Raw genomic sequence first — 11,682 nt, 5'->3', positions numbered from 1 at the left:
TGTCTAGGCCGGGAGTCATAGCTTCCGGCAATATCTTCTTCCGGTTTTAGAAGAAACTGGTTTTACCGTCTCACCTTCATCGTTATACGCATCATCTATCCTTTTAAAGGTGCAGTGTTCCTGTCTCTGGGAGGAGACTCCCACAGGGCGCTGTTCGCCTCAATTATTCAATCAGGAGAGATATGATGAAGACCCAAGAAGTCTGGGATTTTATGCGTCAGGAATGGAATCAGGCTGTTCATGGGCTGGCAGATCAGTGGAATCACTTTCGCCAACGTATGAACCATGCGTTGGTGCACTTTAAAGATAAAGATGCGGCAGCTCAGGAAAAGCATCAAACCTGGGGTGTTGTGCCTGTCTGCATGAAAGAGCGCGGCGATAAGCTGATGATCAATGTCGAAATCCCTGGGGTAGAGCAGGATCAACTCTCAGTGACCCTAGATAATCATGCGTTGATGATTCGCGGTGAAAAGCAGGCTACGGAAGAGTGGCATAGCGAAGATGGTCGTTGGCATATTATGGAAACTGCGTACGGCGAGTTTGAACGCCGTATTCCGCTGCCACACCGTTCGGTAGGTGCTGGTGATATCGAGGCAAAATACAAGAATGGTATTTTGACCATTGAAGTGCCTCTAAAAGAGCAGCCCGAGGTGCCTCCACGAGAGATCAGCATTCACTAGTGGCTTGATTGCGGCAGCAAGGTCTGAAGGGTTAGAAGGCGTACATTACCCGGATCTGGACTTGCTTGCTGCCCACTTCAGTCATATAGCGCAAGCCTTCGGTATCGTATTTTGAGCTGGGCGCAGCCGATTTCTTCAGCTTAAGTGCTGACAGGAGGCGGTGCATGTCGGTATCGGTCAGGCTGACGCTTTCTTCAGTGGCATCTACTGACTGGCCAACCCAGTGGTTGGCAACCGCACCGGTTTTTAAGTGAGATAACCAAGTCGCCTCATCAGCACTGCCGCTATCGGCCTGAGCTGATACGGCCACACAGGCAGGTACAACGATCAACAGCGCGCGCAGGGTATTGAGCAGTGACTTGTTCATGTTGGCCTCAGCAATCTCAGCTACGTTTATTTGTTAGTGCTTTTGTCGCGTAGCCACCATCCCTGGGGCGTGAAGGTTATTCCTTGACCATGGAACAGATTGTGCCGAAAGCCCCTGCCAAAAGCTGTTAAGCCTGCCCGCTTTTAATATCGATTCTGTCTAGGTTTTGGATTATCTATGGGGTAATTGCGCGGTTTAGGGAAAACCCTTACAGTACCCGGCCCTAAAGTGAGAAGCTGATCACAGCTTGGTAGTCCCATGTCCGAAGTTGTTAATGAATCCCTGGCCCAGCAGTTACTGGATTATCTGCAGCGTACCGTGCCCCACGGCCATTTGCTGTCCAGCCCGTTGCCGGAAGTTGAGGGTAAAACAGCGGATATGTCCCTGTGGCTGGTGGACCCTTCGATAATGGATGCTCGCCTGTCCGAGGAAGTGATCAGCGCAATTTTTGAAGAGCCTGCTTACTGGTCCTTTGCCTGGGCCAGCGGTCAGGCATTGGCCCGACAGTTGCTGGATACCCCCGAGTGGGTTGCCGGTAAAACTGTGCTGGATTTTGGCTGTGGGTCGGGTATCGCGGCTATTGCCGCCGCCAAAGCCGGCGCCAAGCGGGTAATAGCCTGTGATCTGGATCCTGGGGCCTTGTTGTCGACCCGTGCCAATGCCGAGCTCAACGGCGTTGAGCTGGATTATCTGGATGACTTCTTTGCCCTCGAGGAACCCGTCGATGTACTGCTGGCGGCCGATGTTCTCTACGACTGGGAAAACAAACCGCTGCTGCCCAAGTTTTTGCAGCAGGGCAAGCGTGTGATTATTGCTGATTCCCGGGTGCGGGATTTCAGTGAACCGGGTTACTATCATACCGGTTCCATGTGTGCGGTAACCTTCCCGGATCTGGGGGAGTTTGAGGAGTTTAAAACCGTCAACTTCTACGATTCAGAGCCTTTGGCTGAAGCATAGTTGCCTTTAGGCGGCGCTGAACGGCTACATAATTAATTACTTCTTGGTATGTAGCGTTTTCATTGCACTGTTCCACTCACCTTTAACCACTTCATCCATCACTTTGGTGGCATCGTAGGAGGCATCATCAATCAGTTGCTGGTCACTTTGCGACGCTTTCTTTAACACGTAACCTGATACCAGTTTGGCGTTCCCCGGATGGCCAATGCCCAAGCGCAGGCGAGCAAAGTCTTTATTGTTACCCAGGGCTTTAATGGTATCACGCAGGCCGTTGTGACCACCGTGGCCACCGCCGTGTTTTAAGCGGGCAATACCGGGATCCAGATCCAATTCATCGTGGGCAACGAGAATCTCTTCCGCTTCAATTTTGTAGAAGTTGGCCATCGCGGCAACGGCCTGGCCGCTGCGATTCATAAACGTGGTGGGAATCAGCAGGTGTACCGGGCGGTGGTTGATACTGATTTTGGCGCACAGACCAAAAAACTTTTTGTCGGCGCTTAGGCTTTCGCCAGCCTGACGAGCAAGCTCGGTAACAAAATCGGCACCGGCATTGTGGCGGGTGCGGTCGTATTCCTGACCGGGGTTACCCAGGCCAACGATCATCTTAATAGGGGTGTCCATAACAGGTTTAGCTTATCCGGAATCTGTAGGGCGCTATTGTGAACCAGCTGAGGCTTGGATAAAAGTCTGCAAAAATGACAGGCAAAAAAAACGGCCAACCCAAGGGCCAGCCGTTTTTCGCGGTGGAGAGTAAAACTTACTCTTCGCCAGCTTCTTCAGCAGGAGCGTCGTCTTCGTCAGCGGCAGCACCTTTCTTCTTGTTCACAGTAGCAACAGCCAGATCGTAGTCTGCACCGTGGCTCAGAGCAACAGAAGTTACGCCTTTAGGCAGCTTCAGGTCAGAGATGTGAACAATGGTACCGGCTTCAACTTCAGCCAGGTCAACTTCGATGAACTCAGGCAGGTTAGCAGCAGTACAGCTGATTTCCAGTTCGGTCATGTTGTGCAGGATGTTGCCACCTTGCATCTTAACGCCAATACAGGTGTCTTCGTTGATGAAGTGCAAAGGTACCTTGGTGGTAAACTTCTTGGTTTTGGAAACGCGCAGGAAGTCAGCGTGCATGATGATAGCTTTCGCTGGGTGACGCTGCAGGTCTTTCAGGATTACAGTCTCAGTTTTTTCACCGATGTTCAGGGTGATAACGTGAGAGTAAAACGCTTCGTTTTCCAGAGCCTTAACCATGTCCTTGTGAGGGATGGTTACGTTTACAGGCTTCTTCTTGCCACCATAAACGATAGCAGGCATCAGGTTTTCCAGACGACGCAGGCGGCGGCTCGCACCTTTCCCCATGTCCTCACGGATTTCGGCATTCAAAGTAAATTCATTAGACATTTGTCTATTCCTCTAGTTAATAACTGCTTATGTTCCGCGACCAGAAACGTAAGCAGGGTACAAAAACGCTAAAAGCCGCAACGCGATGTTGCAGCTTTTAGCGGCTTTTCTGAGGCAAGTTCTTTTAAGGTTTAGACCTTAGCGGAACATAGCGCTCAGAGATTCCTCATTGCTCAGGCGGCGCATGGCCTCTGCCAGCATTTTCGACAGGGTCAGCTGACGAATACGTGGGCAGTTTTGAGCTTCTTTACTCAGAGGGATGGAATCGGCCACAACCATTTCATCCAGCACAGAGTTATTAATATTGTTCATGGCGTTGCCAGACAGTACCGGGTGAGTACAGTAGGCAACCACTTTCTTGGCTCCGAACTCTTTCAGGGCCTTGGCTGCACCACACAGGGTGCCAGCGGTATCGACCATGTCGTCGACCAGTACACAAGTACGGCCATCAACATCACCGATCAGGTTCATAACTTCCGCAACGTTGGCTTTCGGGCGACGCTTATCGATGATCGCCAGTTCAACGTCCAGTTGCTTCGCCAGAGCGCGGGCGCGAACTACACCGCCGATATCCGGGGAAACAACAATCAAATCTTCGTGCTTCTGCTGGGTAATGTCATCCAGCAGAACAGGGGAGCCGTATACGTTATCCACAGGTACATCGAAGAAGCCCTGAATCTGCTCAGCGTGCAGGTCAACGGTCAGTACACGGTCAACACCTACGCCAACCATCATGTCGGCAACAACTTTGGCACTAATAGGTACACGAGAAGAACGTACGCGACGATCCTGACGGGCGTAACCAAAGTAAGGCACAACGGCAGTAATGCGACCAGCAGATGCGCGGCGCAGGGCATCTACCATCACGATCAATTCCATAATATTGTCGTTGGTAGGTGCACAGGTAGGCTGAACAACAAAAACGTCGCGACCGCGAACGTTCTCGTTCAATTCTACAGTGATTTCACCATCGGAGAACTTGCCGACAGTCGCATCACCCATAGGGATGCCCAGACGGTCAACGATTTTTTGTGCGAGTTCCGGGTTTGCGTTCCCGGTAAAGACCATTAAGTCAGCCACGTTCTATACCTGTCTTAGGATGGAGTCTGCAGTGTAGAAGTATATACATAATAAAAAGCCGCTGAGCGTAACTCACCGGCTTCTTATAAAAAATATGGCTGGGGTGGAAGGATTCGAACCTTCGCATGACGGGATCAAAACCCGCTGCCTTACCGCTTGGCTACACCCCAGTGGCGTTTTTGTGGACGGGGATTTTACTCAGTGCGGGCGAATTATCAACCCCTTTTGCAACAAAACCTTCAATGTTTTCAGGAAGTTGCTGCAACACCGCTGTAGCGGCTGCTTCTGAGTCAAATGCTGCGAATACGCTGGCACCTGTTCCCGTCATTTGAGCATGTCCAAATTGGCCTAGCCAATCCAGAGCTTCCCCTACCGCTGGATACAGCTTTTGTACCAGTGGTTGGCAGTCATTTCGACCACCCCGCTCAAGGAAGGCCGCTACTCTAATGGCGGAGGTGTCCCTTGTCAAATCTTTATGGGAAAAAATTTCGGCCGTGGAAACGTGGCAATTTGGCGTCGCTACCAGATACCATTTTTCAGGAATATCAATAGGTTGCAGAACCTCACCGACACCTTCGGCCCAGGCGGTTTTACCGCGTACAAACACGGGTACATCGGCCCCCAGAGCTACGCCAATATCCGCCAGCTGATCCTGATCCAGGCCACAGTTCCAGAGAGCATTTAGCCCCAGCAGGGTAGTGGCGGCATTACTGCTGCCACCGCCAATACCGCCACCCATCGGCAGGCGCTTATCCAGGGCAATATCAGCCCCCAGTGATGTACCACTGGCTTGTTGCAGGGCGCGGGCGGCCTTAACAATCAGGTTGTCCTCATGGGCGACCCCCTCAATCGCTGGGCTGAGGTGGATCTCGCCGTCCTCGCGCAGGGTAAATGTCAGCTCATCACCACGATCCAGCAGTTGAAACACCGTCTGCAGATTGTGGTAACCGTCCTCACGACGGCCAGTGATATGCAGAAACAGGTTGAGTTTGGCGGGAGCGGGGAGGCTGAGGTGTGTCATAAGGGGTAAATAGAATATTGGAACTTGGCGCTACTATATAGAAGCGCCCTGTATATAAGAAGGGGGAGGGTTGGCACTAGTCCAGCTGCCAGTCCTTGATCACCAGCGTTAGGCGGATATTGTCCCGCTCGGCCACCAGTTTGCCGGGCAGTTGCCAGTCGTTGACCTGTTGGTAGCGGCTGTAGGACAACTGCCAGCCACTTTGTTGCAGCTGTTGCAGGGTGCCTTGCTCGGTTTGGCTCTGGGAGATAATAGGGCTGTGAGGGGCAGGGATACCTTTGATCCAGTAGCTTAGGTCATTTATGGGGAGCCACCAGCCCAGGCTGCGGTACATAAGTTCTTCGGGGTTACTGGCCTTGAGGGCAGGTTTGCCGGCTTGTTGCAGTTCTACCTGACGACCATCACTTTTGATCCAGGTGCTGCCCTGACCAAAGGGGCCGTAAAGGCGAATATTGTAGCGGGGGGATTGTTGCTGCCAGTTAAAATTGGCGCTACCGCTATTATTGCCCTCGGCAGTTTGCAGGCGAAAGCCGATTTTGCCTTCAAGCTGCCAGTCTTCAATGACGGCTAGTTGTTGCTGGTAGTCATTCCAGTTTTCGATGTTGGTGAGTGGCTGCTGGGAGGCACAGCCACTGAGGAGCGTGGCCATCAATAGCCAAAAACAACGAGATAGCCTGAAGCCGAGGCGTTGAGGTGCTGTCATGGGTTAGTTTGTCTCTTCCCCAGCATCAGCCGTTTTGGCGGTTTCTTCAGGTTCGTCTGCCTGATTAGGTTGCTCAGGTAAGGCCTCTCCAGTCATGCGCTCGATTACACCGGGAATAATATGGCTATTGGGATTGAGCTTTAAGCCTTCTGCCCAAATAGAGCGGGCTTCCTCTTTTTCACCGGATACCCACAGGACTTCACCCAAATGGGCGGCAATCTCGTGATCGGGGAACATTTGCATGGCCTGGCGCAAACGCAGCAGTGCCTCGTCCAGGCGACCCAAGCGGTATTGCACCCAACCCATACTGTCGATAATGGCGGGATCATCCGGCTTGATGTTCAGAGCCTGACTGATCAGCTCATAGGCCTCTTCGTAGCGATCGGTGCGATCCGCCAGGGTATAACCCAGCGCATTGAGGGCGGTGGCATTGTTGGGATCGTATTTGAGGATGGTGCGCAGATCACTCTCGGTCAGCTCAATCAAGTCTCGCTGTTCATTGATCATGGCGCGCCCGTACAGCAGTTGTGTACTGGCGGGGAACTGGTCGATGCCCTCGGTAAGAATTTTTTCGGCGGCATCCAGCTGGCGGTATTTGCTCAAGACTTCTGATTCGAGCAGGTAGAAACGCTCGGCTTGGCTGGGGAATCGTTCGCGGGCAGCACTGAGGCGCTTATTGGCGGCTTCCACTTCATTCTGGCTAACCAGAATATCGGTGGTTTGCAGCAAGGCGGGCATAAAATCCGGGCCGGGTTCGACCTGAATATAGTGCTCCAATGCGGTATTGATATCGTCTTCTTTCTCGGCAATACGGCCTAAATAGTAGTGAGCTGAAGAGCGTCGGCTATCCAGGCTGATCAGCTTCTCAAAATGTTTTTTGGCCTCGGTCAGCATACCGCGCTCATTGCTGATGAGTGCCAGCGAGAAGATCAGCTCAGGATCGTTGGGGTTTTGTTCCACCAACATGGCAAATTGTTGCTGGGCTTTTTCCAGATCAAAGCTGGCCAGAACACGGGCGTACTGCAGGCGCAGGCGTTTGTTTTCCGGGTGTTTGCTCAGCAGCAGGGCCAGGCGGTCCAGTGCCTCGTCGGTTCTATCCAGTTGATGAAGTAGCTTGGCTTCCAGTACGGCGGCGGGAATCAGCGCTTCGTCTTCGTCCAGCGCTTGGCGAGCATAGTTCAGGGCGGCATCAAGATCTTTGTGCTGCTGTTTTAGCAGGCCCATGCCAACCAGCAACTGGGTGTTTTGAGGGTACTGTTCCAGCAGATGCTGGAAGCGGACCATCAGTTGCTCGCGTTGGGTATCGGTGGCGCGTGCAGCCGAAGCGGCAATGCTTTGAAAAATCGGGGTGCTGTTGTTATTGAGCAAGTACTCGGATTGATCCGTTGCTTCAATCAAGCGACCACTCTGGGCCAGCTCGGATGCAGCCACAAAGCGGGCTTCGTTATTGTCGGGTTCCAGCTGGATCCACAGCAGGGCACCGTTTAAAGCAGCCTGGCGAGCATTCAGGAAGCGGGCAATACGGGTGGCCCGTGCGGTCACCCCAGGATCCTGGGTTTTATGGGCCTGTTGCATATAGTTGCCCAGGGCAATGTCGTAGCGTTCACGACTACCCGCCATTTCTGCGACCAGCAGGGCATAGAGTGTTTCGGCCTCAAAGGGGCGGGTGGGCACTTCCGGTTCAGCGACTTCTTCAACAGGAACCTCGGGTTCCGGAGCTTCCACAGTTTGTGTGGGTTGCAGGCTACAGCCAACCAGTGAAAGACTGCTGATCAGGGTGAGGGTAAGTGCTTTGCGAGTGGGCAAATGCTTATACAGGCAAGAATTCATGCGTAGGTCGCGGGTCCATTTATGGGCTTTATTTAAATACTGGGGAAAGCAGTAACAATATCCTTTAATGGATAACCATAGAGGCAAAGCCGATTTCACTCAATGGTTCTTCTTATTTATTCACTTCCATTATAGAGCCTGGATAGGGGCTTGGGGTTCCCGAGAAGTATGGTTAGCTCGTATAACCACCAAAAACTCTACTTTTTGCTCAATTTATTCATCACGAGAGCCTGAATACCATAAAATTGTGTCATAAAAGCCCTTTGTCTCTTGTAAGTAGATCTCTCGCGGTTGAAAATTAGCTCCTTTGAGCATTCACCCGGTAACGCAGTAGTTTAGACCCACGCATGACGCTTCTGGCCTTCGGCATTAATCACAATACCGCCTCCCTCGATATTCGCGAGCGCGTAGCCTTTGCGCCCGAGCAAATGGAAGAGGCGTTAAGCGAGTTATGCCGTCAGGGCGCTGCCGATGAAGTAGCTATTCTGTCGACCTGTAACCGTACTGAAATCTACGCGTACAGCCAGCAATCGGCGACGTTGATTGTGGAGTGGCTGGCCGGTTACCACCGCTTGCCCCTCGATGAACTGCAGGGCTGTCATTACTGCCATCAGGGTGAAGAGGCTATTCGCCATATGATGGCTGTAGCCTGTGGATTGGATTCTTTGGTTTTGGGCGAGCCGCAAATCCTGGGGCAAATGAAATCTGCCTATGCGGTGGCCAATGGTGCAGGTACCGCCGGTACCCATTTACACAGTGCCTTTCAGCAGGTATTCAGTATTGCCAAACGTGTTCGCACCGAAACGGCCATTGGTGAGAACCCGGTATCGGTAGCCTATGCAGCGGTGAGTCTGGCACAACAGATCTTCTCCAACCTAAAAGAAGATACGGCGCTGTTGATTGGTGCCGGCGAAACTATCGAGCTGGTTGCCCGTCACCTGCACGAACAGGGTGTAAAGAAACTGCTGGTGGCCAACCGTACTCTGGGCCGAGCCCGGGATTTGGCAGAGCAGTTTAATGCTGAAGCGATTTTGCTGGCTGATATTCCTGAATTTCTGCACCGCGCCGATATCGTCATTTCTTCCACCGCCAGTCAGTTACCCTTGTTGGGTAAAGGTGCGGTGGAATCGGCGCTGAAAAAGCGTAAACACAAACCCATGTTTATGGTCGATATCGCCGTTCCCCGCGATATTGAGGCCGAGGTGGGCGAGCTTGATGACGTCTATCTGTATACCGTGGATGATTTGCGGGAAGTGATTGATGAAAACCGTCGCTCCCGCGAAGAAGCCGCCGCCAAGGCCGATGAAATTGTCGGCGAAGGTGTACAGGCCTATGCCCGTGAATTGCGTGCGCTGAGTTCTGTATCCACCATTAAAGCCTATCGTCGCAAAGCAGAAGACATTCGTGATCAGGAATTAGAGCGCGCGCTGAAAACTCTGGAAAAAGGCGCCGACCCCGAAGCTGTGTTAATGCAACTGGCTCGTGGTTTAACCAATAAACTGCTGCACGCCCCAACGTCTAAAATCAAACAAGCTGGAGCTTCAGGCCGCGATGATATGATTGGCCTGACCCAGGAACTCTTCGATCTCGATGATCGAGATACCAATCCTTAGCTGTTTTACACTTCAAAAACCGTAAAACACACCGCCTTTTTTGTGTAAGTGAGAAACCATGAAAGCCTCTATATTGGAAAAACTCGATAATTTGCAAGATCGCTACGATGAAGTGGGCGCGCTGCTAAGTGATGCCGAGATTATCAGTGATCAAAATAAATTCCGTGATCTTTCCAAAGAGTACGCCGAACTGGAACCGGTGGTGAAATGTTACGCCGACTACCGCCAGGTGCTGGATAACATCGAAGAAGCCAAGGTGCTGCTAGAAGATGATGATCCAGATATGCGCGACATGGGCAAGGAGGAGCTGAAAGAAAACGAAAGTCAGTTAGAGCCTTTAGAGCTGGAGCTGCAAAAACTGCTGCTGCCGAAAGATCCTAACGATGACAAGAACGTCTTCCTGGAAGTGCGCGCCGGTACCGGTGGTGATGAAGCGGCGATCTTCTCCGGCGATCTGTTCCGCATGTATTCCAAATACGCCGAAAAACGCGGCTGGAAAATTGAAGTGCTTAGCGAAAACGCCGGTGAGCACGGTGGTTATAAAGAAATTATTACCCGTATTGTCGGCCAGGGCGTTTATTCTCAGCTGAAATTTGAATCGGGTGCTCACCGTGTACAGCGTGTGCCAGAAACCGAATCCCAGGGCCGTGTTCACACCTCGGCTTGTACCGTGGCAATTATGCCTGAAGCCGATGAGCTGGAAGAGGTGGAAATCAACAAGGCCGACCTGCGTGTAGATACCTTCCGCGCCTCCGGAGCCGGTGGTCAGCACGTCAACAAAACTGATTCCGCGATTCGTTTAACTCATATCCCTACCGGGATTGTGGTGGAGTGTCAGGATGAGCGTTCCCAGCACAAGAACAAGGCTCGTGCCATGTCGCTGTTGGCGGCAAAACTGAAAAGCGGCCAGGAAGAAAAAGCGGCTGCTGAAATTGCCGATGAACGTCGTAGCCTGGTGGGCAGTGGTGACCGCTCCGAACGTATTCGCACTTACAACTATCCACAGGGCCGGGTAACTGATCACCGCATTAACCTGACCTTGTACAAACTGGCCGAAGTCATGGAAGGCAGCTTGGATGAAGTAGTGCAGCCATTGGTGAACGAATACCAGGCTGATCAGCTGGCTGCGTTGGCTGAATAAACGTGTCCGAATCACCTCTGACGATCCAGCAAAATCTGGCCAGAGCCAGCGAGCTGGATCAGATCAGTGATAGCGCTCGGCTCGATGTCGAGCTATTGCTCGCCGAGTGTGTTGAGCGCGAGCGAACCTATTTATATACCTGGCCAGAAAAAGAACTTACGCCAGAACAACAAGCCCGTTTTGAATCTTTATTTTCCCGCCGCCTAACTGGCGAACCCGTTGCTCATATTCTTGGGCAACGGGAGTTTTGGTCTTTACCTCTACAGGTTAATCCCTCAACCCTGATTCCCCGCCCCGATACTGAGCGTTTGGTGGAAGTGGTACTGGACTTGGATTTACCTAACGACGCTCGTGTGGTCGATCTGGGTACTGGCACTGGTGCAATTGCCTTGGCATTGGCCAGTGAAAAACCGGGATGGAACATTACCGGTGTTGATCAATCTGTTGATGCAGTAAAGCTTGCGGAAGCCAATCGACAAGCGTTGGGTTTTAACCATATCACCATTAAACAAAGTGATTGGTTTGGCGAACTGGCGAGTGAGCAATTTAACTTAATTGTCAGTAATCCCCCTTATATTGATCAACAAGATCCTCATCTCGCAGAAGGCGATGTGCGCTTTGAACCCTTAAGTGCGTTGGTGGCAGACGCTAATGGTTTGGCGGATATTCAACATATAGCCGAGCAGGCCAAACAGCATCTATTACCGGGTGGTTGGCTGGCTCTGGAGCATGGGTTTGAGCAAGGTGAGGATGTACGAGAGATTTTCTCTGCTTGTGGATATGTCGATGTGGTCACCGAACAGGATTACGGTGGCAATGACAGGGTAACCTTGGGTCGATATAGTTAAATAACCCGGAAGGTAAGAAAGAAATTCTTAAGCCTCCAGTGCGACAGCA

General features: G+C 51.9%; 12 protein-coding genes and 1 tRNA gene. 5 read left to right on the top strand and 8 right to left on the bottom strand.

Going from position 1 to position 11,682, the window contains the following annotated elements; genetic code table 11:
* The first annotated feature begins 182 nt into the window (after positions 1-182).
* Positions 183-680 (top strand): Hsp20/alpha crystallin family protein, encoded by a 498-nt coding sequence (locus ACGHZ6_RS16755; protein ID WP_390615146.1) that lies wholly within the window; start codon positions 183-185, stop codon positions 678-680.
* A gap of 31 nt (positions 681-711) precedes the next feature.
* Here the strand turns inward: ACGHZ6_RS16755 and ACGHZ6_RS16750 are convergent, their stop codons facing one another.
* Positions 712-1,047, bottom strand: a complete 336-nt coding sequence (locus ACGHZ6_RS16750) for a hypothetical protein (RefSeq protein WP_390615145.1) — start codon at positions 1,045-1,047, stop codon at positions 712-714.
* A 258-nt stretch (positions 1,048-1,305) separates the two neighbouring features.
* On the opposite strand from ACGHZ6_RS16750, the gene ACGHZ6_RS16745 reads away from it, so the two are divergent.
* Complete coding sequence (locus ACGHZ6_RS16745) at positions 1,306-2,004, top strand: class I SAM-dependent methyltransferase (RefSeq protein ID WP_390615144.1); 699 nt, start codon at positions 1,306-1,308, stop codon at positions 2,002-2,004.
* Positions 2,005-2,040: 36 nt separating this feature from the next.
* Here the strand turns inward: ACGHZ6_RS16745 and pth are convergent, their stop codons facing one another.
* The 7 genes from pth to ACGHZ6_RS16710 form a co-directional block, all read right to left on the bottom strand.
* Positions 2,041-2,625: an aminoacyl-tRNA hydrolase gene (pth, locus tag ACGHZ6_RS16740; protein ID WP_390615142.1), complete on the bottom strand. Its 585-nt coding sequence runs from the start codon at positions 2,623-2,625 to the stop codon at positions 2,041-2,043.
* A gap of 136 nt (positions 2,626-2,761) precedes the next feature.
* A complete protein-coding gene (locus tag ACGHZ6_RS16735; protein ID WP_390615141.1) occupies positions 2,762-3,397 on the bottom strand; it encodes a 50S ribosomal protein L25/general stress protein Ctc in 636 nt (211 codons plus the stop codon).
* A 138-nt stretch (positions 3,398-3,535) separates the two neighbouring features.
* Positions 3,536-4,477: a ribose-phosphate pyrophosphokinase gene (locus tag ACGHZ6_RS16730; protein WP_390615140.1), complete on the bottom strand. Its 942-nt coding sequence runs from the start codon at positions 4,475-4,477 to the stop codon at positions 3,536-3,538.
* Between the two features lie 95 nt (positions 4,478-4,572).
* A tRNA-Gln gene (locus ACGHZ6_RS16725) sits at positions 4,573-4,647 on the bottom strand.
* Entirely contained in the window at positions 4,638-5,498 is an 861-nt protein-coding gene (gene ispE, locus ACGHZ6_RS16720; RefSeq protein WP_390615139.1) for a 4-(cytidine 5'-diphospho)-2-C-methyl-D-erythritol kinase, read from the bottom strand. The genes ACGHZ6_RS16725 and ispE overlap by 10 nt, the downstream gene beginning before the upstream one ends.
* A 76-nt stretch (positions 5,499-5,574) precedes the next feature.
* Positions 5,575-6,201: a lipoprotein insertase outer membrane protein LolB gene (gene lolB, locus ACGHZ6_RS16715; protein WP_390615138.1), complete on the bottom strand. Its 627-nt coding sequence runs from the start codon at positions 6,199-6,201 to the stop codon at positions 5,575-5,577.
* Between the two features lie 3 nt (positions 6,202-6,204).
* Positions 6,205-8,031: a tetratricopeptide repeat protein gene (locus ACGHZ6_RS16710; protein WP_390615137.1), complete on the bottom strand. Its 1,827-nt coding sequence runs from the start codon at positions 8,029-8,031 to the stop codon at positions 6,205-6,207.
* 347 nt (positions 8,032-8,378) lie between these two features.
* Here ACGHZ6_RS16710 and hemA point away from each other — a divergent pair, with 347 nt between their 5' ends.
* From hemA to prmC, 3 genes are read left to right on the top strand one after another with little or no spacing between them, the layout of a single operon-like run.
* Positions 8,379-9,644 (top strand): glutamyl-tRNA reductase, encoded by a 1,266-nt coding sequence (gene hemA, locus ACGHZ6_RS16705; RefSeq protein WP_390615136.1) that lies wholly within the window; start codon positions 8,379-8,381, stop codon positions 9,642-9,644.
* A gap of 58 nt (positions 9,645-9,702) precedes the next feature.
* Positions 9,703-10,785 (top strand): peptide chain release factor 1, encoded by a 1,083-nt coding sequence (gene prfA, locus ACGHZ6_RS16700; protein WP_390615135.1) that lies wholly within the window; start codon positions 9,703-9,705, stop codon positions 10,783-10,785.
* Positions 10,786-10,787: 2 nt separating this feature from the next.
* Positions 10,788-11,633, top strand: a complete 846-nt coding sequence (gene prmC / locus ACGHZ6_RS16695; protein ID WP_390615134.1) for a peptide chain release factor N(5)-glutamine methyltransferase — start codon at positions 10,788-10,790, stop codon at positions 11,631-11,633.
* Positions 11,634-11,682 lie beyond the last annotated feature (49 nt).

The sequence above is a fragment of the Maricurvus nonylphenolicus genome, from assembly GCF_042854845.1.
GTDB lineage: Bacteria > Pseudomonadota > Gammaproteobacteria > Pseudomonadales > Cellvibrionaceae > Maricurvus > Maricurvus nonylphenolicus.
This window is presented reverse-complemented; position numbering and strand designations above follow the sequence as displayed.